Source organism: Brucella cytisi (assembly GCF_038433355.1).
Taxonomy (GTDB): Bacteria; Pseudomonadota; Alphaproteobacteria; order Rhizobiales; family Rhizobiaceae; genus Brucella; species Brucella cytisi.
On record NZ_JBCAUP010000015.1, the window covers coordinates 108201 to 131467 of the forward strand.

Genomic DNA, 23267 nt, shown 5'->3' on the forward strand with positions numbered 1-23267 from the left:
TCAGTTGATCGCGGTGGTATTGGCACCGGCGGAACGCTGCGGACGCGGCATTGGCACCGGAATCTGCGAAATGTCGAGCTGGCTCGGGCGGGTCGTCGGACCCGGTTCGGAAACCAGACCGACGCGAACCGGAACCGGATCGCGATCCATCGCATGGATATAAGGCGAGTTGATTTTCAGCTTGCCCTCGACATCGCGACCGTCCCAGCGATCGGCCATGGCCTGCTGGCTGCAGATAGCCTTGCGCATATCGACGGCCTGATTGAGATTTCCGCCGGCTGCGGGGCGCAAGGTCGCCAATGTAGCGCCACCGCTCGCATTTGCCCTGAAAGCGTCGGTCATCAGCTGTGCTGCCTGAACCGCGCGCGCTTCCTGCCGGTCCGCACCGAGAACAATCGCCAGCACCGTCCGGCCATTGCGCGTTGCCGAACTTGCTAGGTTGAAGCCGGATGCGCAGACGAAGCCGGTCTTCATCCCGTCCGCCCCGTCATAGCGGCCAAGCAAAATGTTGTAATTGGCCTGAACTTTCTTGCCCGCGCCCGGATCGATCGCCTCGGTCGCGAAATAATGCGCATATTGCGGAAATTCGCGGCGCAACTGCACGGCCAGAACCGCCAGGTCGCGTGCCGTCGTATAATTATTGGGATTATGCAAGCCGTTCGGATTGGCGAAATGCGAGCCGACCATACCGATACGCTGCGCTTCCGCATTCATGCGCTGCACGAAACCGGATTCCGTTCCGCCCACGGCCTCGGCAACGGCCACAGCAACATCATTGGCCGACTTAACCAGCATGATCTTCAACGCCGTATCGAGCGTCATGACCGATCCCGGCTTGTAGCCCATCTTGCTCGGCGGTTCCTTGGCGGCGTTCACCGTCATGCGCACTGGCGAATCCAGCGTCATCTGGCCCGACTGAAGCGCACGGAATGCCACATAGGCCGTCATCATCTTGGTCAGGGAAGCGGGATACCAGCGCTGAAAAGCTTCCTGCTGCTGGTAGACCTTGCCAGTTGCCACATCCACTGCGATCGAGGGATTAGCGGCGGCGGACGCCAGTGCGGTCGCGGACAAGCCAACAGCTGCAAACCAGATTTTCAATGATTTCGACATCATTCCGTAGTTCCAATCGAAATAGCCTGCAACTTCTGCGGGTTCGAATTGCTCTATAATGGGAGATTAACGCTTTCTTTATCTATGCCATGTGGCGATGAAAAGGCAAACAGGGATTGCCCGCTTTCACCGAAACGTCATATCCTGTTTCCTTCAAATCACGCCCAATCCGGGGAGCCATCAGAAAATGCCAGTGTTGAATCGTGCCGTTGAAACGCAAGCGGAAATTGCCGCATGGCGCCGAAAACTGCACCAGAATCCTGAACTTCTCTACGACGTGCACGAAACTGCACGATTTGTCGAAGACAAGCTGAAATCCTTCGGTTGCGATCTTGTGGAAACAGGCGTCGGACGCACAGGTGTAGTCGGCATCATCAAGGGTCACCATGGCAATGGCCCGGCAATTGGCCTGCGCGCCGACATGGATGCCCTGCCCATCACCGAAACGAGCGGTGTCGAATGGGTCTCGCAAAATCCCGGCAAGGCGCATTCCTGCGGCCATGACGGACACACCTCAATGCTGCTGGGAGCAGCGCAATATCTCGCAGAGACCCGCAATTTCCGCGGCTCGGTCGCGCTTCTGTTCCAGCCTGCCGAAGAAGGCGGCGCCGGTGGCCTCGCCATGGTCGAGGACGGCGTGATGGACCGTTTCAACATTTCGGAAGTCTACGGCATCCACAATATGCCGGGCCTGCCGGTCGGACAGTTCGCGATGCGAAAAGGCCCGATCATGGCAGCGACGGATGAATTCGATCTCTTCATCACAGGTCGCGGCGGCCACGCAGCGCAGCCGCATCGCACCATCGATCCGATTCTGGCAGGTTCCCAGCTGATGATCGCCCTTCAGGGCATTGTTTCGCGCAATGTCGATCCGCTCGATTCACTTGTGATCTCGGTGACGAAGTTCATTGCAGGCGAGGCTTATAATGTAATCCCGGAAAAGGCGACGCTGTCGGGCACTGTCCGCACGCTCAAGAAGGAAACTCGCGCCTTTGCCGAACGCCGTATCCGTGAAGCTGCCGCCGGTATCGCAGCCGCCACCGGTGCGGAAATCACCGTGCGCTACAAGAACAATTATCCGGTCACCTTCAACCACGATGCACAGACGGATTTTGCCGCCCGCGTCGCCAGCGCTGTGGCGGGCGAAGGCAAAGTGGATGAGAGTGTCGAGCCGATGATGGCGGCGGAAGATTTTTCCTACATGCTGGAAGCGCGCCCCGGCGCCTATATCTTCCTCGGCAATGGCGATACGCCCGGCCTTCACCACCCGGCCTATGACTTCAATGACGATGCCATTCCCTATGGCGTCAGCTATTTTGTAGCGGTAGCGGAAACGGCGCTTGCCGCCTGATACCTGAATAAATCCGCCTGCCCCGCTTTTTGCGGGGTTGGCGACCAGCATGAAAAACAGTATGTGTCTGAAAGCATTCGCAATGCTGGAATCACCGGCGAATGCTCATCGGTTGGTCCCGTAGCTCAGTAGGATAGAGCGACAGATTCCTAATCTGTAGGTCACAGGTTCGATTCCTGTCGGGATCACCACCGCATTTCACCCCTCATACGGCCAGTTGGCCTGCGAGAAGACACCACCATCGACCCAGATCGTCTGGCCGGTAACAAAACGCGCCGCATCTGAAGCAAAGAACAGGACCGGGCCGGAAATGTCCTCCGCTGTTCCCACCCTGCGCAGCGGCGTGACGCGAGCCCAAGTGCCGGCATAGTCGGGCTGTTCTTCTGCCGTGCGTTCATTGAGGATCGCGCCGGGGGCCACGCAATTCACCCGGATGCCGTGCGGCCCAAGCTCCACCGCCGAAGCCTTGGTGAACTGCTCTATACCGCCCTTCGATGCCGTGTAGGAAACCAGTTTCGGAAAGGCGAGCTTGTTGCAGCCTGATCCGATATTGACGATAGCGCCGCCCTTGTCGGCCTCCACCATGCGCTTCGCGGCGGCCTGCGTATTGAGGAAACAGCCTTTCAGATTGGTGCGGATGACATCGTCCCAACCATCCTCGGAAAGTTCCAGCAAGGGCGCCCAGGTCTGGATGCCTGCATTGTTGACCAGTACGTCAGGCGCATCACCGAACCAGTCGCAGACCTCATCGAAGAAGGCTTCGACCTCGACACGTCTCCCGACATCGCAGCCAAGCCCCAGCGCCTGACCGCCCACCTCTTCGATGGCTTCAACAAGCGATTGTGCAGCTTCGTCATCGTGCTTGTAGCTGAAGGCCACCGTGTAGCCCGCATCGGCAAAAGCACAAACGAGATGCCTTCCGATGCCGGTGCTCCCGCCCGTGACGACTGCAAATTCACCCATGCCAAATCCCTCCCGGAAGTATTCCCGGTCACGAATTTAATAGGTTTTCAGCGATGGTAAACCGGCAAAAAATAAAATAGCTTCCTTATGAGCGCATCCCGAAAAGTGTGAAACGCCTACGCAGGGAAATCAGTTCACAGGACTGATTTCTGATCCTGCTTCGATCAGAAAAAATGCGCGTCAAAACAAATATTTAGATCGTGGATCTGATTTCAATCAGATCGAAATGCGCTCTAAATGCAAGGAGAGAAAATGAATCCTGACATCAAGGGAGCCAATGGCGCATGCCACTGCGGAACGGTGCGCTTTCGTGTTAAACTTTCGGATGGCCTTAACACTGCGCGGCGCTGCACCTGCTCCTATTGCCGGATGCGCGGGGCCGTCGCTGTTTCGGCTGATGGGCTGGAAGTGTATGAAGGTAAAGATGCGCTGACGCTCTACCAGTTCAATACCGGCGTCGCGAAACATTATTTCTGCTCGAAATGCGGAATTTACACCTTCCACCAGCGCCGTTCCAATCCGCGCCAGTTCGGCGTGAATGCGGCTTGTCTGGAGGGTGTATCACCATTCGATTTTGCGGTCGTCGAGGTGAATGACGGCGTGAACCACCCCTCCGACAATCCGAAGCGAAAAGGCTCGGATGTCGTGGGCTATCTGCGTTTTGAACCGGTCGTTGACGGGGACTAAATCCGCGCGCGCCGCTTGTGCTCGTTCTTCTCCCATGAAAACAGAACTGGCGGCAGCGGATCAAGGCCACGAATAATATCCGCACCCTTTTCGCCGATCATGATGGTCGGCGCATTGGTGTTGCAGGATGGAACACGCGGCATGATCGAGCTGTCGCAAACCCGCAAGCCTTCGAGTCCCCGCACTTTCAGATCAAGATCGACAACGGCCATCGCATCGGTTCCCATCTTGCAGGTGCCGACCGGATGATGATCGGTCTTGGCATTGGCACAGGCATAATCGAACAGATCGTCGTCACTAACGACCTTCGGTCCCGGCAGACGCTCAGCCATGACATAGGGCTTCAACGCATCCTGTTGCATAATTTCGCGCGCGATCTTCAGACCCTCAAGCGACATCTTGCGATCGTGCGGATCGCTCCAGTAATTGGGGTCGATCAGCGGTGCCGCAGCCGGGTCGCTGGAAGCGAGCCGCACCGTTCCACGCGAGCGCGGGTGCAGATAGGCGGAGTTGAGCGTCACGCCTGCATTTTTGAGCTTTTCGACACCTGCCTCGATCCCCGAACCAAGCCCCAGATGGAACTGAATATCCGGCGAACGCGCATCCGGGTCGGCATACCAGAAACCGCCGGTTTCAAAGAGGCTCGATGCCACCGGACCGGAGCGCAGCAGAATATATTGCAGCCCCGCTCCTAGCGTGCGGTACAGCTTTGCCACGCCATCATAGGTGTGATCGCCGGTGCATTCGGCAATGACAAACAGGTCGAGATGATCCTGCATATTCTCTCCCACCCCCGACAGATCATGCTTCACATTGACGCCGAGTTTTTTAAGATGGTCGGCAGGACCGATGCCCGATTGCAGCAGAAGTTTCGGCGAACCGATGGCGCCGGATGAAACAATCACCTCGCGGTTGGCGCGCAAGACCTCGCCGCTCATCAGCGTGACGCCCGTTACGCGGGTCTTTTCCAGATCAATAGTGCGTACCGGCGCATTCATGCGCACGGTGAGGTTCTTGCGATCTTTGATCGTGGATAAATAGGCAAGCGACGCGGAGGAACGGCGGCGATTGCGTTGCGTGAGCTGATAAAAGCCGACGCCTGCCTGTTCGCGACCGTTGAAATCCGGATTATACGGGATGCCCAGTTCCTGCCCAGCACGGATATAGGCATCGCAGATTGGAAGCGGCGCGGACGGCATGGAAACGCCAAGCGGCCCGCCATAGGAATGAAAATCATCGTTGAAGCGCTGATTGTCTTCGGCGCGTTTGAAATAGGGCAGGACATGGCGATAATCCCAGCCGGTGCAGCCATCTTCGCCAGCCCAGAGATCATAATCGCCGGCATTGCCGCGTGTATAAATCTGCGCATTGATGCTGGAGCCACCGCCGATGACTTTCGCCTGCGTGTATCGAAGCACACGGTTTTTCAGATGTTTCTGCGGAACGGTTTCCCAGCCCCAGCTCGCCACGCCCTTGGTCATCTTGGCAAAGCCGGCAGGCATGTGAAACAGCGGATTCCAGTCGCTTCCGCCGGCCTCAAGCAGCAGCACTTTTATCGATGCATCTTCGCTCAGACGATTGGCGAGAACACAACCGGCAGGCCCGCCACCCACGATGATATAATCGTAATCCATCACGCCGTTCCTAAAGCTTTGCAATCGACAGGCCACCGTCAGCATTGATCGCCGAGCCTGTCGCAAAAATGAAATCGCCACCGGCAAGCCCGGCCACAATCGCGCCAACGTCACCCGCCTCGCCCCAGCGTTTCATCGGCACCAGACCACCTTCGATCAGCCCGTCGTAACGCTCGGCAACTTTGGCTGTCATATCGGTGCGGATGATGCCGGGGCGCACCTCGAACACGCCGATGCGCGCTTCGGCCAGACGCAGCGCCAGCCCCTGCACGAAGGCAGTCAGTCCAGCCTTGCTGATGCAGTAATCAAGCCGTTCGGGCGACGTCATCACCGACGAAACCGAACTAATCGTCACGATGCTGCGCGGGAAACGCACTTCGGTTGCGGCCAGCATGGTCTTCACCACGGCCTGTGTGAAAAACACCGTGCCACGCAGATTCACATCCATGATCGTGTCAAAGTTTTCCGGCTTCATCCCAAGGAAATCGCCGCGCTCAACCGAACCCATGCCCGCATTGTTGACCAGACAATCGATGCCGCCGAATTCTTTCAGCACTGCGGCGACGGTTGCTTCATGCATTCCAACAGCAGCTAGATCGCTTTCAAAGAAAGCCACCTTTCCGCCAAGTGCGCGCAATTCATGGATGACGGCCTCATCACGCTCGCGGTCGGTGATCGCCAGATCGTACCCCTTGGCAGCGAGCGTGCGGGCAATGCCAAGCCCGATGCCACGCCGCCCACCGGTTACCAGTGCAACAGGTCGTTGATGGTTCATGCCAGCACCTCCCGGTTAAGACTGTCCGCCACGCGCAAGGCTTGCGCGGCAATGGTCAGCGCCGGATTGACCGCTGCCGATGTCGGCAGGAACGACGCATCGACCACATGAAGATTGGGATGATCGTAAGCACGGCAATATGGATCAAGCGGTGCCGTCGCCGGATCGTTGCCGATGCGCACAGTGCCACATTGATGCGATGGCGTGCGCCGGTCGAAGGCGCGCGACAGCACCACCGGGAAACCTGCCTGCCTGAGCGCGGATTTGAGCTTATCAACCAGCATCAGATGCGCTTTCCAGTTGGTCCGCACCCAATGCAGAATGATGCGGTCGCCATCCACTGTCACGCGGCTATCCGGCGATGGCAGGTCTTCGCTCATCGCATAAAAATCGATCGTATGACGCGCAATGCGGTTCAGCAGCCATTCCGGCACGCGGGGCATATTGGCTTTCAGAATTTCGCCCGACACACGGCCAAGCAGTTGCACATTGCCAAGCGGCGGTCCGCCTGCGCCGTCCGACAGATAGTAATCATTGAAACCGAAAGTCTTCTGGTGGATGGAATCGTTGCGATAGCGCGGGTCGAAAGCAATCACCGCGCTGGAATTGTGGTTCATGAAATTGCGGCCCACCTGATCGAAGCGATTGGCAAGACCGGAGCGTAGCAGAAGCGCTGCCGACTGCACCGCACCGGCGGATAGAATAACCAGCTTGGGGCGCAGAGCCAGCGTTTCGCCATTCTTCACATAATGAACTGCGGTGATCGCCTTACCATCCGGCCCGGTTTCCAGCCGCGTCACCCGCGCCGAGATTTCCAGCCGCACATTCGGATATTCAAGCGCCTGCGCAAGCGGACAGGATTCAGCATCCATCTTGCCGTCATCGCTGTTGGGAAATGCATCCCATGGCGTTTTAGCCTTTGCCAGCCAACGGTCGATATCGACACCCAACGGCAAGGAAGCCGGGTGAAGTCCCGCTTTCTTTAATCGGGCACGTACATCGGCCATGGGCCGCTCGTCACGGATCGCCGGATAGGGATAGGACTTTGAATGTTCCGGTTCGGTCGGATCATCGCCTAGTTCACCCCGCACCTGAAAAAGCTGCTCAGCACGGCTATACCACGGCTCCAGCTCCTCATAGGCGAATGGCCATGCCGGAGATACACCTTCCAGATGCGTCATCTCGGCAAAATCCTCGCGGCGATAACGGATCAGCACCGCGCCAAAGAACTTGGAATTGCCGCCAACATTATAATAATTTCCGGGATCAAACGGCGTGCCATCCGTCTCGTACCAGAACTCTTTCGGGCGAAAGAAACCGCGCTGGAAAATTGCCCGTGCATCGCGGTTTTCCGATCGGTCCGGCAAGCGCTGCCCTGCCTCAAGAATAAGAATGTCCGCACCTGACGCGGCAAGACCGGCAGCCATTGTCGCGCCGCCGATACCCGATCCGATGATGACGATATCCGGCTGTCCTCCCAAAGCCGCCTCCCTTACTTCACCTGAGGCATCCACCATCCGGTACGCGCACCCATATGCATGTTGAGCGTCTTGGTTTCGGTGTAATCCTCCACCGCATGACGACCCAGCTCACGGCCCAGACCCGACTGGCGATAACCGCCAAAAGGCAGTTCCGGCGTGCCGTCCATAAAGGTGTTCATCCAGACGGTTCCAGCCCGCACTTTGCGCCCGATGCTCATGCAGGTATCGAAATCACGGCTCCACACGCCTGCTGACAAGCCATAATCAACCGCATTGGCAATGGAGATCGCCTCATCAACCGTATCGAAGGAAAGTACCGACAGAACCGGGCCGAACACTTCTTCGCGCGCCACGGCCATATCGGCCTTCACGCCCGCAATAATGGTCGGCCCCATATATTGGCCAAGGCCAAGATCCAGCACATCACCACCATGGGCAATTGCGGCACCGGCCTTTTTGGCCTGATCGACATAGGCGCCAACCTTTGTCAGGTGCTGCGGCGTGATGATCGCGCCCACCTGCGTGCTGACATCGAGCGGATCGCCGACGATGACTTTCTTCGACAGATCAGCCACGCGCCCGACAATCTCATCGACAATCGAGCGATGCACGATCAGCCGCGAACCGGCATTGCAGCACTCGCCCGCATTGAACCATGCGCCAAAAACGGCAGCATCGATAAAGGCATCCATATCCGCATCCGGGAACAGGATTTGCGGGTTCTTGCCGCCAAGCTCCAGCGATACTTTTTTCAGCGTTTGTGCCGCGTTGGCCATGGTCAGCTTGCCCACGCCGGTTGAACCGGTGAACGAAACCATATCAACATCCGGATGTGTGCTCATATGCTGGCCGACATCAGCGCCCGTTCCGGTGATGATGTTGACAACACCGTCCGGCACGCCTGCTTCGGCCAGAATTTCACCCAAAAGCAATGTCGATCCGGACGTCAGCTCCGAAGGTTTTACCACCGCCGTACAACCCGCAGCCAATGCGAATGGCAGCTTTTGGCCCACGATCAGAAACGGGAAGTTCCACGGCGTAATAATAGAGACAACACCGATCGCCTCGCGCAGCACGACGCCCAAAGTGCCATCACCCAGCGTATTATAGCTTTCGCCATGCAGGTCACGCGCAAGAGCTGCCGCATAGCGCCAGATATCGACGGAACCGGTTATCTCGCCGCGCACTTGAGAAATTGGTTTGCCGGCTTCAATTGCGTCAAGATAGGCAAGCTCTTCCGCCCGCGCTTCGATCAGGTCGGCAGCTTTCAGCAAAACCAGCGAACGCTGCGATGCCGTTTTGGACGACCAGCGCCCGTCATCGAAAGCCTTGCGCGCGCTCGCTACGGCGCGTTCCACATCGGCCTTGTTGCCTGCCGGATAGCGGCTCACGGTCACGCCATGGCCGGGCGCTACACGCTCGATTGCCTCACCGCTCTGACTGCTAACCCATTTGCCATCGATCAGCATCGAGAATTCACGCACTTCCAGCCCATTCAGCGGCTGTGGTTTTACAACAATGCTCATCACCATTTTCCTTCAAAATTCGCTTCGCGCTTTTCGGTAAACGAGCGCACGCCTTCTTTCAGATCATCGGTCTTGGCGACAAGAATGGAACCCAGCGCCTCGACTGCCGTGCCATTGTCCTCGGCGTTGGCGACGGACAACATCAATTTGGAAATTTCGAGTGCGGCGGGTCCGCGTTTGGCCACCCGCGCTGCATAATCCTGCGCCGCCTGTAACGCTGCACCCGTCTCCACCACATGATCCACCAGCCCATGTGACAGCGCTTCTTCTGCGGTGAACATTTCGCCACCCAGCACCATACGGCGCACGATCTGCGCGCCGAAACGGTGCACAAGACGCTGTGTGCCCGACCAGCCAGGGATCATGCCGAGCGAAGTTTCCGGCAGGCCGATCTTGGCCTGTCGCTCAACGATACGGATATCGGCAGCGCCTGCCAGTTCCAGCCCGCCGCCCAGCGCATGACCGTTCATCGCTGCAATCAGCGGTACACGCAAAGTCGCAAGCCTCTCGAACACGCGATGACCATAGCGCACCCAGGCATGGCCGAACTCTGCCGGTTCCATGCCGCCCCAAGCTTTGATGTCGCCGCCTGCGGAAAAAGCCTTGCCCTCGCCGGTCAGGATCGCAACCCGCACCGAGCCATCGGCCTCCACATGATCACAGGCGGCAGACAGTTCCTGCAACAGCTCGATATCAAATGCATTGAGCTTTTCGGGCCGCTTGATGGTCACGACGGCGATGTGGTTCTCAATCGAGATTTCGATCCGTTGAGCCATTTATGCCTCCAGCTTTCGCGCAGGCTTTTGCGGCAATTCAAGGCCGATCGGCTCGTCGCGGAACAGTGCCTCATCCATGATTTTAAGCTGATCCAAAACGATCAGCGGAAACTCAGCCTGATCAAGAATATGCATCTGCAAATCCACACCCGGCGCAATCTCGGTCAGCACAATCCCTTCTGGCGTCAGCTTCAGAACCGCACGTTCGGTAACATAGGTAATGTCCTGTCCCTGCTCGACACCACGCGGGCCGGAGAAAGTGACATGCTCCACTTCATTGACGAGCTTTTTAAGCTTGCCTTCCTTCTCGATCACCAGCTTGCCATCAGTGACCGACAATTTCGCCCCTGCATTGAACATGCCTGAGAAGACAATCTTCTTGGCCCGCGCAGTAATGTCGACAAAGCCGCCAGCGCCAGCGGTCACATGCGGGCGGAATGACAGCTTCGACACATTGACCGAACCGTCGCGTCCGATCTCAAGGAAGGATAGAAGCGAGGCGTCGAAGCCCGCCCCCTGAAAATAGGTGAACTGATAGGGTGACGGCATATAGGCGTCAGCATTGGACGCACAGCCAAAGGCAAAGTCGAGAAGCGGCACGCCGCCGACAGCACCCTGCTCGATCACCCATGTCACCGCGCCATGCAGGCCCTCTTCCAGCAGAATGCGTGGCACATTGGCGGAAATGCCGAAGCCAAGATTGACCGCACTTCCCGCTTGCAACTCCTGTGCGACACGCCGCGCAATCGCTTTCTGAATATTGAACTCGGCCAAACGGAACGTATCGAGGGGGCGAAAAATCTCGCCCGAAATCGCCGGATCATAAAGCGTCTGCGTGGTCTGCTTCTGGTCGGGATCGACCACGATATAATCCACCAGCACGCCCGGCAGGCGCACATCATGCGGTTTCAGCGTGCCTTCCTTGGCAATGCGCTTCACCTGCGCAATGACGATACCGCCATTGTTGCGTGCAGCCAGCGCCTGATCCAGCCCGCCAAGATAAGCGCCCTCATGTTCATAAGTTAGATTGCCACGTTCATCGGCAGTCGTTGCCCGGATGATGGTCACATGCGGCACGATATTGGGAAAATACAGCCAATTCTCACCTTCAAAACTGACCTGTTTGACGACGGGCTCTTCGCGCGCCTTATCGTTCATTGCGGATCCCTGACGCTTGGGATCAACGAAGGTATCAAGCCCCACTTTGGTCAGCACGCCGGGGCGCTTGGCAGCAGCCTCACGATGCATGTCGAACAGAATGCCGGAAGGGATATTATAGGCCGGAATCTCGTTATTGGTGATCATCTGCCAGATCAGCGGCGGCTCGGCACTCGACGGCCCTGACGGATAGGAACCGCCGATGATCTTCTTGAGAAGTCCCTTCTTGGCGATGTAATCGACACCCTTGATGCCGCTCATGTCGCCCGCAGCAATCGGGTGCAGTGTGGTAATATTCTGGGGATGACCGGTTTCACCAAAACGCTCGCCAATGGCCTTCAGCATCATATCCGGGCAGCCAAGACCGCTCGATGAAGAGACCGAAACGACAGCGTTGTCGGGAATAAGTGCGGCTGCTTCCGCAAATGAAATATGTTTGCTCATAATGTTCAAAGTCCTGAATGAACGGCAATTGCCTTGCCGGTCTTTGCGGCCTCAAGCACGGTAAGCCCGGTCGCCAGCGACCAGATGCCATCCTCCAATGTTGCCGATGGCTGGCCCTTGCCAGCAACAGCATCATGGAAAGCCTTCAAGGCGGTTTCGTAGAGATTCTTCTGGTCGAGCGGCAATTCGTGCTCGCCGTCCTTGTTACGCAACAGCACCGAACCGACCGGCTTTTGCGTCATGACATTGCGTGCAATGAGCGAGCCTTCGCTACCATGCACTTCAAAGCCGGTTTCCGCATATTTGGTCGTGAAAGCATCGTGGAGCTGGGCGATGACGCCGGATGGAAAGCGTAAAACGCCCATCACGCCATCTTCCAGTCCCTCGCCGCTTAATCCGCCCTGCTGGCTGAAAGCGACAGCCTCCACGGGGTTTTCACCCAGCACGAAACGCAGCGTATCGGCATCATGCACGGTAATATCGAGAATGACGCCACCGCCCGCATCGGGTCGCTCGATGCGCCAGCCTTGCAGATGTGGCGGCAGATAAACCGCATGGAAAACGCGTGCGCCAAGCACCTTGCCAATCTTCCCACTGGCAATTGCGTCACGCATAACACGGTGGCTTGCGGCATTGCGCAAGTGATGATTGGTGCCAGCCACCACGCCAGCCTCACGCACGGCTTTCAGCATCTGATGCGCGTCGCTCAGCGTCAGTGCCAGCGGCTTTTCGCAGAGGATATGTTTGCCCGCTTTGGCAGCGGCAATTGCCTGATCGCGATGCAATTCATTGGTGGTGGAGATATAGACAGCGTCGATTTCCGGATCGGCCAGCAGCGCTTCAAGGCTTGTCACAGAACGGGCAATTCCGTTTTCGCGGGCATAAGTTTCGCCACGCTCAGCATTGGTACTGTAAACGGACACTACTTCGCCACCGGTGACGCGAATAGCTCCGATCACCCATTCTTTTGCAATGGTGCTTGCGCCTATGAGGCCCCACTTTGCCATGCGAATTTCTCCTCATTTTTGAACGGCGCACCACAACTTGCACGCACCGCAAGACGCACCGACAAGCGCTGCGCCTCAGCCTCCACCCGTTCAGAATTGATCTGTTTCAGCAAAAGCTGCGCCGCACGTTCTCCCAAACCTTGCGGATCAACAGCCACAGTCGTTAGCGCCGGAACAGCAGTCTTTGCTTCGATCACATCGTCAAAACCAACCACCCCGAAATCCCGGCCCGGCTCCAGATTTGCAGCACGCAAACCGTCGCAGACACCAAAAGCCACGGCATCGTTGAAGCACACCGCAGCGGTCGGTTTCATGCCATGCCGCAGCATCTGTTCCAGCGCTTCCACACCGCCCGCACGTGAAGGTGCTGCGGTGAAGACCAGCGCATCATCAAACACGATGCCCGCCTGCTCAAGTCCCGCACGATAGCCCGCAACCCGTTCGGAAAACACCGCCGTATCGGCATAACCGCCCATGAAAGCGATTACGCGATGCCCCAGCGACACCAGATGCTCAACCGCCTTTGCCACGCCGCCGCGGTTATCCGAAACGATGGATGAAACGCCCGATCCCGGCACATCACGCACCATCTGCACAACCGGCAGGCCACTTTTTGCCAGTGGTTTCAGATCATTAGCCTCGGTTCCACGCGCTGGCGAAACGATCAGCCCGGCAATGCCATGTTCACGCATCGAGGCAATCACCTCGCGCTGACGATCAATGCTTTCCGCGGTGTTGGCGAGAAACTGCACATAGCCCGCCGACTGCATGACGCGATCAACACCCACCGCAAGCTCGGCAAAGAAACTGTTGGTCAGATCATTGACCACAAGGCCGATAATTTTCGACTTCGCCTGACGGAGATTGGCAGCCGAACGGTTATAAACATAACCGAGTTTCTCGATTGCCTCCTGCACCTTGGCCCGGGTTTCGGCATGAACAAGCGGACTACCACGCAGCACCAGCGAGACAGTCGATTTCGACAGGCCTGCCTCGCGCGCAATGTCGATAACGGTGACGCTGTTCTTACTCATGCCCTGCTCCGGTTTCGATTGCTGATTTAATTGGAACGTTCCAATAGTGTCAAGAGCGGAGGCGGAAACAGCAATTTTCCTTCGCTTCGCCACAATTGAAAGCCGGTTTCTAGACGCATTTTCTGCGAAAGCGTGTACTTTTTGCCTATAATCACGCAAATCACATTTCTGCCTCAATTTTTGACCGGATTGTCATTTGGAACGTTCTAAACTAACAATCAGATATTCAGGCGGAGGAACGATAAGGGCATGAGCAACCATCAAGTGACATTGCCGGATAGCAAGGGAAGCCTGCATTCCTACACGCTGACCGGGACACCAACCTCACGTCCAGCAAACCCGCCGCAGTTCAATCGCATTGCCTATGCAGCAGCGCATGTGGTTTCCGATCCGCTGAAAGATGCCCGTCCATGGAACGACCCGGCGATCGACTGGGATGCGACCATGGCTTTCCGGCATCATCTGTGGAGCCTCGGCTTCAAGATCGCGGAAGCGATGGATACGTCACAGCGCGGCATGGGACTGAACTGGGCAGGTGCGCAGGAACTGATCCGTCGTTCGCTGGCAGACAGCAAGACCGTAGCGGGCGCCGATCTCGCAAACGGTGCAGGCACTGATCATCTTGATCCCGCCGATGCGAAAAGCCTTGATGACGTCATCAGGGCCTATGAGACACAGGCCGGGTTCATCGAAAAGCATGGCGGGCGTTTCATCCTGATGGCAAGCCGTGCCCTGGTGCACATCGCCAGGTCCCCCGACGATTACGCCAAGGTCTATGGCCGGATTCTCGGTCAAGCCCGCGACAAGGTCGTGCTGCACTGGCTGGGCGATATGTTCGATCCGCAGCTTAAAGGCTATTGGGGTTCGGAAAATTTCGACGATGCGCTTGATACAGTTATCGGCATCATTAGAGCCCATCGCGACATGGTGGAAGGCATCAAAATCTCGCTGCTGGAGGAGCGCTACGAAATCGCACTGCGCGACCGCCTGCCGGAAGGTGTTCTGTGTTTCACAGGTGATGATTTCAACTATGCGCCGCTGATCGAAGGCGACGGAAACAAGCACAGTCATGCGCTGCTCGGTATCTTTGATGCGGTCGCACCACAGGCTTCCAGCGCGCTCGCGGCACTGGCCGCAGGCGACAATGCCCGCTTCCGCGCGATCATTGAGCCAACCGTGCCGCTATCACGGAAAATCTTTGAGGCACCGACACAATATTACAAGGCTGGCGTCGTGTTCCTGGCCTGGCTGAACGGTCACCAGAACCATTTCACCATGCCAGCCGGAATGCAGTCGGCGCGTGGCATTTCGCATTACGCCGACATATTCCGCCTTGCCGATCAGGCCAATGTTCTCGACCAGCCAGACCTCGCCATCAGCCGCATGAAACAGCTTCTGGCGATTTACGGCATGGAATGAAAACAGGCGGTGGCCTGTTTCTGCGCATATCTTTATCCCGAAACCGGTTTCCACTTTCGGGAGACATGCTTGCACCGCCTGTCTTTAAGAGTACTCAGCGCCAGCCAAGTGCTGGCGCAACATGCTTGAGGATCGACTCGATTACATGCGCGTTGTAGTCAACACCAAGCTGGTTCGGCACCGTGAGAAGCAGCGTATCGGCTTCAGCAATCGCCTCATCCTTTTCGAGTTGCTTGATGAGCTTATCCGGTTCAGCCGCATAAGACCGACCAAAGACCGCCCGCAGATCTTCCTCGATATAGCCGATGGAATCCTGCTCGTTGCTTCCGCCACCAAAATAGGCCCGGTCGCGATCATCAACCAGCGCGAAGATGCTGCGGCTCACCGAAACACGCGGCGTGCGCGTATGTCCGGCTTCCTTCCAGGCTTCACGATAGGCGCGGATCTGCTTGGCCTGCTGGATATGCAACGGCTCGCCCGACTCGTCCTTCTTCAGGGTCGAGCTTTGCAAATTCATGCCAAGCTTTGCCGCCCAGATCGCTGTCGCATCCGAGGCGGCACCCCACCAGATGCGATCCCGAAGACCTTCCGAATGCGGCTCAATGCGCAGCAGACCGGGAGGGTTCGGAAACATCGGGCGCGGATTTGGCTGGGCGAAGCCCTGCCCCTTCAGCGCTTCGAAGAACACCTCGCCATGCTGGCGCCCCATATCGGCATCGGTCTTGCCCTCTTCCGGCGCATAACCGAAATAACGCCAGCCATCGATCACCTGTTCCGGCGAGCCGCGGCTAATGCCGAGCTGCAGACGGCCCTTGGAGATCAGGTCCGCAGCACTTGCATCTTCAACCATATAGAACGGGTTTTCATACCGCATGTCGATGACGGCCGTGCCGATCTCGATCTTGCTCGTCTTGGCGCCGACAGCTGCAAGCAGCGGAAATGGCGAGGCAAGCTGGCGCGCAAAATGATGCACACGGAAATAGGCGCCGTCCGCGCCCAGTTCCTCGGCGGCAACAGCAAGGTCAATCGATTGCAGAAGCGCATCGCTTGCGGAACGGGTTCCCGATTGCGGCGATGGCGACCAATGACCGAAGGAAAGAAAGCCGATTTTCTTCATGATGATGTTCCCTGATTGCGGGCAAAAGATAATTGTTATCGCCAAATATGGCGGCGCGCCGCCAGATTGAAAGGGTGCTGAACACAGTGTTCAGCATTTGAACCCCGTCAGAATTCGAGCCGCTTTTAGTTGCGGGCTTATCGTGTTCAATCCGGACAGGTTGCCGGACAGGCTGCCTGACAGATTACCCCACACGTTGACAGTCTATCCGGACCCGATTAAGCCTCAAATCTGGCGGATAAACCTTCAATCTGAGGTTATTGGAGAAAAGGTGTTTGCCGATAAGCAACGCACCAAAACAGGGGAGATTTTCATGCGTTCTATGCTTCTGGCCTTGCTGGCCGCAACGGCCATTGCCACCTCGGCACAGGCAAAAGACGTAACCGTCGCCGTAACCGCCATCGTTGAACATCCGGCCCTCGACGCCGCGCGCGACGGCGTGAAGGACGCGCTGGCCGAAGCTGGCTACAAGGAAGGCGAAAATCTCAAATTCGTCTATCAGTCCGCGCAGGGCAACCCGGCAACCGCAGCGCAGATCGCCCGCCAGTTCGTCGGCGAAGGCCCGGATGTGATCGTTCCGATCTCTACGCCATCGGCACAGGCTGTCGTTTCGGCAACCCGCGATATTCCTGTCGTGTTCACCGCTGTTTCCGATCCGCTCGGCGCGCAGCTCGTCAAGGACATGACAAAGCCAGGCGGCAACGTGACCGGTCTTTCCGATATGTCGCCGGTGGCAGAGCATATCAAGCTCATCAAGGAAGTGATGCCGAACATCAAGAAGCTCGGTTATCTCTACAATTCCGGCGAAACCAATTCCGTGTCGCTCCTGGCCGCACTGAAGGAAGCTGCTTCCGCCGAAGGCATCGAAATCGTTGAATCGGCTGCCACCAAGTCGGCTGAAGTTCAGGGTGCAGCGCGCGCCCTCGTCGGCCGTGCAGACGCCATGTATGTTCCGACCGACAACACCATCGTTTCGGCTCTGGAAAGCGCCGTCGGTGTTGCTGAAGAAAGCAAGCTGCCGCTCTTCACTGCAGACACGGATTCGGTCAAGCGTGGTGCACTCGCTGCCCTCGGCTTCAACTATTACGATGTCGGCAAGCAGACCGGTGCCGTCGTGGTGAAGATTCTCAAGGGTGAAAAGCCAGGCGATATCGCTGTCGACATCGCCAAGGGCACCGATCTCGTCATCAATCTTGGCGCTGCCAAGAAGATGGGCGTCGAATTCCCGCAGGCCGTTATCGACCGCGCGACCAGCAAGATCAACTGATAGAACTCGAAACCAAGATAAAGAAAGGCGAAGCCTCAAAAGGCTTCGCCTTTTTGCTAGTGGATTGAATTTGACGTTTGATACCCGTCCCATATAAATCACGTTTCAAACGTCAAATTCGAAAAATCCACTAGATTCATAAAGTTAATAATGGTCTTTTTTCCTTCCGACATTTGCCCGGCGCTCATATTCAAGGGATGCAAATGTCGGAATCAAACCACTAGAGCGCATCCCGAAAAGTGGGAACCGGTTTTCGGATAAGATGCGTGTTAAAAATAGGTAAAGCATTTCCAACGGCAGAAATCAGGTGGAAATGCTCTATGTTGCAATTGCCCCACAAAGTGCCGCATTTCGGGGTCCGCCCGGCGATATTGCTTGCACACTGGAACTTGTGGGTTGTATCCCGCCTGAGATATAAAGCCGCAAAAATGCGGTTTCGCATAAACAACCGGGGAATGGTCTGGCACAGCTCGACAGCTGGCGGACAAACTCAAAACAAAACCGGTCGTGACTGAAGCTGGCCGAGCGGAACAGTCGGAATCCCGATTTCCGTAAAGCGACGATTGACGATGCGTTGATGTGCAAGTCTTTCGTTTTGGTCACGGCGAGAAACAAGGAATGACATTGTGAGTCAGATCGCCTTCTGGGGTGCGGTCGAATTGGGCCTCGTCTTCGCATTTGTAGCCATCGGCGTCTATCTGGCGTTCCGCGTCCTCGATTTCCCCGATCTGACGGTTGACGGTTCGTTTCCGCTGGGCGCTGCCGTAACCGGTGTACTGATCCTGGCGGGCATGAATGCCTGGCTGGCGGCAGCCATCGCCATGGTTGCGGGTGCTGCTGCCGGGCTTGTGACAGCGACGCTGAACGTGCGTTTCAAGATTCTCAATCTTCTCGCCTCCATTCTGACCATGATCGCGCTGTTCTCCGTCAATCTGCGCGTCATGGGGCGTCCCAACATCGCGCTCATCAATCAGGACACCATGCTGACGCCGTTCTTCGGTCACGGCATTCCCGAGTATTATGTACGTCCGCTGTTCCTTTTCGTGCTGGTCGCCATTGCGGTATTTGTCGTCTGGCGCTTTCTGGAAAGCGATATGGGTCTTGCCATGCGCGCAACCGGCGCCAATCCGAGAATGGCGCGTGCACAGGGCGTTCGTACCGACAGGCAGATCTATCTCGGCATGGCGCTGTCGAACGCACTGGTGGCGCTCGGTGGCTCGCTCTTCGCACAGACCAACGGCTTTGCCGATGTGACCTCGGGCGTCGGCACCATCGTGGTCGGCCTTGCAGCGGTCATCATCGGTGAAACGCTGTTGCGCAGCCGTTTCATTCTGATCATCCTGATTGGCTGTGTGCTGGGCTCGATCATCTATCGTATCGCCATCCAGTTTGCGCTTTCGAATGGTGACATTCTTGGCCTGCAGGCATCCGATCTCAACATTGCGACCGCCCTTCTCGTTACCTTCGCCCTGATATTGCCGCGCCTGCGTCGCGGAGGAGCATCGGCATGATCGAACTTTCCAATCTCGATGTCGTGTTCGGTCGCGGCACTCCGCTCGAAAAGCAGGTCTTGAACAAGATCAATCTGACCATGGACCAGGGTTCCTTCGTCACGGTCATCGGGTCGAACGGTGCAGGCAAATCCACGATGCTGGGCGTTCTTGCAGGCGATGTGATCCCCACTGCTGGCAAAGTGGTCATCAGTGGCAAGGATGTGACCCGCAAGCCCACTGCCGAGCGGGCCGGTCTTGTCGCCCGCGTGTTCCAGGACCCGCTGGCAGGCAGCTGCGGTACACTGTCAATCGAGGAAAACCTTGCTCTGGCTGCTTCGCGCGGCAAGACGCGCGGCCTCACCCACGCGCTCAATTCCAAGCGTCGCGCATGGTTTCGCGAGCGTGTGGCGAGCCTCAATCTGGGGCTGGAAAACCGTATGCAGGACCGCATGGAGCTTCTCTCCGGCGGCCAGCGTCAGGCCCTGTCACTGATCATGGCAACGCTTTCCGGTTCGGAAGTACTGCTGCTCGACGAGCATACGGCAGCGCTAGATCCCGGCATGGCCGAATTCGTCATGGAACTGACCCGGACGCTGATTGCCGAGAACAAGCTGACCGCGCTGATGGTCACCCATTCCATGCGGCAGGCGCTCGATTATGGCGATCGCACGATCATGCTGCATGGCGGCAAGATCCTGCTCGACGTGACCGGCGACAAGCGTAAGACGCTGGGTGTTGAAGACCTCATCGAAATGTTCCGCAAGGTACGCGGCCAGACGCTCGATGACGATGCCCTGCTGATCGAATAGGAGCCTCATGTTGACGGCGCACAGCGCAGTAGTATTGCAACCGATACTCCGCTGCGCATCGCCGACTTCCCTTTTACATAGGGGGCCGGTGCAAAGATGCCTTGCTGCCAGCCATTATATGAATGAGCTAAACGCCGGAAAGTATAAGGCTCGCGGCGGCGTCGGACTTGAAGCCGGACATGGAGCAGATGCCCCACTTGATAGGGCTGAGCTCTTATTTTCTATCTCACCTTGGTGATAGTCATGACGCCGGTCGTAAAACCGTTTCGCTGTACACCATTTTGAAAACTGTGATTAAATTGACCGCTATTGCCGACGTAAACGGGCTTTCCGTTAACGGAAAACGTCTTTCTGCTATCCAAGAGAGTTAACATGAATGCGTTAGCGTCAGGCATATCAATAGCAATAGTCCCTCTGGAGCTTGCACCAAAATCCAGAATTGCTTCTGGATACGGAGCTGCTTCATTCTGGGTCTGAAGAGGATCTCCTCCACTTGTCTGAGCCAGAATATTTAACTGCGGCGAACCATCAGCAAGAGAAATCCGCCATTCCCTCTCGGGTGAATTATCTGCATCTATTTTGTTCGTTGAGAGATTGAATTCCGATGTGTCATACAGTTTCGTTAGGCAAGTGTAAGGCCTTACGGTGTTTTCGAGGAAATTTAGTTTGGCATTGTTATAGACAAAAAACTCTCCCCCCAGTAAATATTCTGCCTGAGAAAGTCAGCTGTGAAGCATCATACATTTCAACCCGCGTACCACCATACTCACCGCGCGATCTCGTTTCCATTTGAACAGCAGGGTGTTCCAAAACCATCGAACCTTCACGCTGTAGAGTTAAGCTGAAAGAACGCTCAGTTCCCAGGTTTAATGCGTTACTCGTGTGCTGGGCTAACACAAAATGGCCGGACAAAATGCCAAACTCTGTGACTGTGTCGAGAAAAGCATCAGGATCAATTCCGGAGTCAGGCCAGTAAACGTCAGAGCCGGCACTCAGAGTTAATGATTTTCCTTCAGCATCCATGATAAATCCAGCGCCGACGTTTTTACCGAAATCATTATCTATTTCTTGATCATCTCCGCACGATTGGTCATAAACTTGGGTTTCAAATGGGCTCCAATTGGTATATATTTTCATTAATTCTCTTTCTTTAAAGAAGAATTCATAATTATCTCTGTTTTAAATTTTTAAATTGAATTCAGAGAGTATTATCTGCTGTTTTTAGGTCGCCATCAGATAAAACTGTTCAATATTTCATAGGTCACTCCGACCGGGATATGTTGTTATTCTTACTCTGTACTTGGCTTGAGAACCATCCAGCACCAAGCCATCCAGCTTATGAGGCAGATGAAAAAACTATTGCTCAATTTGATCATGGTTTCGAGCTGCTAAGCGTAGCAGCTCACAATTGGGATGTGGCAAACCCGCAATCGAGGCCGATCTCGGCCTACATTAATTGCACCAGAACTTCGAAACAGACTTTAACGCCGAGCATTTCGAAGTGACTCAACGCTGATTGCCAGCAGGCATTGGCGGATGATGGGGATAGCAAGCGTCGCATTTTGGCGGCTTTCGAGAACGGCGCGCTGCAGACGCTCCATAACGCGCGCAAGGCTTTCGCCGGTCCAGCGGCTTACTGAATTCTCGACCAGTTTCTTACGGTTGAAGAAGATTGGCGGACGAGCCGCAGCCACAACGACGGACGGGCTTTTACGCTCGGTATCGGCAATGTGGCGCAAGGTCTGTACCTGCTGAAACTGGCGCATCGCCGTGTTGAGCAACAGAAACGGCGCGGTGCCGGATTTCACGACACGGTCGAAGGAGACTTCGAAACGCGGAAGATCGCCAGCCAAAACCGCATCGATCACCTCGTCGGTGGAAAGACCGGCGACATCGCCGACCGCTTCACGCACATCGTCTATATCGATCCGCTCCTTGCCGCGAGCATAGAGGCAGAGCTTTTCGAGTTCACCCCGCGTGGCAAGACGATCACCGCCCAGACTTGCCCGCAGCAGCTGCCGCCCGTCGAGTGTGATCTGCATCTTCCATTCCGCCAGAACGTCATCAATGACACCATCGATACCGCGGCTGTCGTCGGAATAGCAGGGCAAGGCCATACCTGCCGAAGCGTTCTCGACGGCGCTACGCAGACCCGCGCCTTTCTTGAGATCTCCGGCTTCGACCAGAACGAATGTCTCAAGTGGCGGTTCGGTCGCAAGCAGCTTGATCGCTTCCGCCAGCTTCTTCTGGCCTGCGGCATTCTTGATCCAGATCAGGCGCTGGCCACCGAACATAGAGATGGTGCGAGCTTCATCGGCGAGTTTCGCCGGATCGGCTTCGATCTCATCCGCTTCCATGCGAATGACGGCGAATGGGTCGTCCAGCGGCAGTTTGCTTGCTTCGGCAAAACGGCGCGCACGCTCGCTCACCAGCCCCTTGTCGGGGCCGTAAAGCAGCACGACCGGAAACGAACTCGTCGGCCTTGCCAGAAAACTATCGACTTCGTTTGCTTTCTTCTGCGCCATTGCCACTCACTAGCGCAATTTGCTTCCAAACGAAACAGCCGCCGGTCGAACTGACGAGCGGTGCGAAACAAAATGGTTCATAAAGTTACGAGTTATACTGTAGGAGCGCTGTTTGACTGCGGCCTCTAACTTGAAGCGATGACGGATGATAATTGCCTTTTGACGCAGCGGTGATCATACTATCCATGTACTTGTTGGAACGAATAGCGGTGGGCGTTGCAGCCTGACTAGCGCTCGTGGACAAAGGGTATCCATAGTTTGACTGCAGCGATTGCGACGAAACCGAGGTAGGATTCCTTGGTCTTGTCGTATCGGGTTGCGACCCGTCGCCAGTTCTTGAGCTTGTTGAAGAGGCGCTCGATCTGATTGCGCCATTTGTATTTGGCTTTGTCGTGCGGGATTGGTTGGCGTCTGTTGCTCTTTGTCGGAATGACGGCCTCGATATCGGCGCGGGCGATCTCTTCGCGAATGGCGTCAGCGTCGTACCCCTTGTCGGCGAGGAACGCCTCGATCCGGTCGGAGATCATCCGGAACAAAGGCGCGAAGCCTTGGGTGTCATGCGTTTGTCCGGGCGTCAGGACAAAGCCGAGCGGTCGGCCTTTCGCATCGCACCGGGCATGGAGCCTGGTTGTGAAACCGCCGCGCGATCGGCCAAGCGCCTCGGTCTCTTGAGTCCCCTTTTTATGCC

The 23267-nt window shown here is 56.5% G+C and carries 20 protein-coding genes and 1 tRNA gene; 7 read left to right on the forward strand and 14 right to left on the reverse strand.

The window, feature by feature from the left end; genetic code table 11:
* A complete protein-coding gene (locus AAE521_RS15960; RefSeq protein WP_012091110.1) occupies positions 1–1116 on the reverse strand; it encodes a D-alanyl-D-alanine carboxypeptidase family protein in 1116 nt (371 codons plus the stop codon).
* Positions 1117–1300: 184 nt separating this feature from the next.
* Here AAE521_RS15960 and AAE521_RS15965 point away from each other — a divergent pair, with 184 nt between their 5' ends.
* Both AAE521_RS15965 and AAE521_RS15970 read left to right on the forward strand, forming a co-directional pair.
* Positions 1301–2464 (forward strand): M20 aminoacylase family protein, encoded by a 1164-nt coding sequence (locus AAE521_RS15965; protein ID WP_342061813.1) that lies wholly within the window; start codon positions 1301–1303, stop codon positions 2462–2464.
* 114 nt (positions 2465–2578) lie between these two features.
* Positions 2579–2655 (forward strand) — tRNA-Arg (locus AAE521_RS15970).
* 7 nt (positions 2656–2662) lie between these two features.
* Here AAE521_RS15970 and AAE521_RS15975 read toward each other — a convergent pair.
* Positions 2663–3427, reverse strand: coding sequence for an SDR family NAD(P)-dependent oxidoreductase (locus AAE521_RS15975; RefSeq protein ID WP_342061814.1), 765 nt, complete (start codon positions 3425–3427; stop codon positions 2663–2665).
* Between the two features lie 252 nt (positions 3428–3679).
* Between AAE521_RS15975 and AAE521_RS15980 the strand changes: the two genes are divergently transcribed.
* Complete coding sequence (locus AAE521_RS15980; RefSeq protein WP_342061815.1) at positions 3680–4114, forward strand: GFA family protein; 435 nt, start codon at positions 3680–3682, stop codon at positions 4112–4114.
* On the opposite strand, the gene AAE521_RS15985 is transcribed toward AAE521_RS15980, so the two are convergent.
* The 8 genes from AAE521_RS15985 to AAE521_RS16020 are packed head-to-tail and all read right to left on the reverse strand — an operon-like array spanning position 4111 to position 13949.
* A complete protein-coding gene (locus AAE521_RS15985; protein ID WP_342061816.1) occupies positions 4111–5748 on the reverse strand; it encodes a GMC family oxidoreductase in 1638 nt (545 codons plus the stop codon). The two genes, AAE521_RS15980 and AAE521_RS15985, sit on opposite strands and share 4 nt — an antisense overlap.
* 10 nt (positions 5749–5758) lie before the next feature.
* Positions 5759–6523, reverse strand: a complete 765-nt coding sequence (locus AAE521_RS15990; RefSeq protein WP_342061817.1) for a 3-ketoacyl-ACP reductase — start codon at positions 6521–6523, stop codon at positions 5759–5761.
* Positions 6520–8004 (reverse strand): FAD-dependent oxidoreductase, encoded by a 1485-nt coding sequence (locus AAE521_RS15995; protein ID WP_342061818.1) that lies wholly within the window; start codon positions 8002–8004, stop codon positions 6520–6522. The genes AAE521_RS15990 and AAE521_RS15995 overlap by 4 nt, the downstream gene beginning before the upstream one ends.
* An 11-nt stretch (positions 8005–8015) precedes the next feature.
* On the reverse strand, positions 8016–9536 hold the full coding sequence (locus AAE521_RS16000; protein WP_342061819.1) for an aldehyde dehydrogenase family protein: 1521 nt from the start codon (positions 9534–9536) through the stop codon (positions 8016–8018).
* The gene (locus AAE521_RS16005; RefSeq protein WP_342061820.1) at positions 9530–10306 is read right to left on the reverse strand and encodes an enoyl-CoA hydratase/isomerase family protein; all 777 of its coding nucleotides are present in this window, start codon (positions 10304–10306) and stop codon (positions 9530–9532) included. Before AAE521_RS16005 ends, AAE521_RS16000 begins: the two co-directional genes overlap by 7 nt.
* Positions 10307–11908, reverse strand: a complete 1602-nt coding sequence (locus AAE521_RS16010) for an acyl CoA:acetate/3-ketoacid CoA transferase (protein ID WP_342061821.1) — start codon at positions 11906–11908, stop codon at positions 10307–10309. It lies immediately after the preceding gene.
* A gap of 5 nt (positions 11909–11913) precedes the next feature.
* Complete coding sequence (locus AAE521_RS16015) at positions 11914–12915, reverse strand: Gfo/Idh/MocA family protein (protein WP_342061822.1); 1002 nt, start codon at positions 12913–12915, stop codon at positions 11914–11916.
* A complete protein-coding gene (locus AAE521_RS16020) occupies positions 12894–13949 on the reverse strand; it encodes a LacI family DNA-binding transcriptional regulator (protein WP_342061823.1) in 1056 nt (351 codons plus the stop codon). The genes AAE521_RS16015 and AAE521_RS16020 overlap by 22 nt, the downstream gene beginning before the upstream one ends.
* A 249-nt stretch (positions 13950–14198) precedes the next feature.
* Between AAE521_RS16020 and AAE521_RS16025 the strand changes: the two genes are divergently transcribed.
* Positions 14199–15368, forward strand: coding sequence for a dihydrodipicolinate synthase family protein (locus tag AAE521_RS16025; protein ID WP_342061824.1), 1170 nt, complete (start codon positions 14199–14201; stop codon positions 15366–15368).
* Between the two features lie 94 nt (positions 15369–15462).
* Here the strand turns inward: AAE521_RS16025 and AAE521_RS16030 are convergent, their stop codons facing one another.
* On the reverse strand, positions 15463–16485 hold the full coding sequence (locus AAE521_RS16030; RefSeq protein ID WP_012091080.1) for an LLM class flavin-dependent oxidoreductase: 1023 nt from the start codon (positions 16483–16485) through the stop codon (positions 15463–15465).
* A 313-nt stretch (positions 16486–16798) separates the two neighbouring features.
* Between AAE521_RS16030 and AAE521_RS16035 the strand changes: the two genes are divergently transcribed.
* The 3 genes from AAE521_RS16035 to AAE521_RS16045 all read left to right on the forward strand — a co-directional run bounded on the left by AAE521_RS16035 (position 16799) and on the right by AAE521_RS16045 (position 20054).
* On the forward strand, positions 16799–17752 hold the full coding sequence (locus AAE521_RS16035; protein WP_342061825.1) for an ABC transporter substrate-binding protein: 954 nt from the start codon (positions 16799–16801) through the stop codon (positions 17750–17752).
* Positions 17753–18378: 626 nt separating this feature from the next.
* Positions 18379–19263 (forward strand): ABC transporter permease, encoded by an 885-nt coding sequence (locus tag AAE521_RS16040; RefSeq protein WP_342061826.1) that lies wholly within the window; start codon positions 18379–18381, stop codon positions 19261–19263.
* Positions 19260–20054: an ABC transporter ATP-binding protein gene (locus tag AAE521_RS16045; RefSeq protein ID WP_012091078.1), complete on the forward strand. Its 795-nt coding sequence runs from the start codon at positions 19260–19262 to the stop codon at positions 20052–20054. The genes AAE521_RS16040 and AAE521_RS16045 overlap by 4 nt, the downstream gene beginning before the upstream one ends.
* 675 nt (positions 20055–20729) lie before the next feature.
* Here AAE521_RS16045 and AAE521_RS16050 read toward each other — a convergent pair.
* From AAE521_RS16050 to AAE521_RS16060, 3 genes are all read right to left on the reverse strand, one after another.
* Positions 20730–21191, reverse strand: coding sequence for a hypothetical protein (locus AAE521_RS16050; RefSeq protein WP_342061827.1), 462 nt, complete (start codon positions 21189–21191; stop codon positions 20730–20732).
* A gap of 344 nt (positions 21192–21535) precedes the next feature.
* Positions 21536–22579 (reverse strand): DNA polymerase III subunit delta, encoded by a 1044-nt coding sequence (gene holA, locus AAE521_RS16055; protein WP_342061828.1) that lies wholly within the window; start codon positions 22577–22579, stop codon positions 21536–21538.
* Positions 22580–22806: 227 nt separating this feature from the next.
* A partial coding sequence (locus tag AAE521_RS16060; RefSeq protein ID WP_342061481.1) for an IS5 family transposase occupies positions 22807–23267 on the reverse strand: 461 nt, incomplete at its 5' end.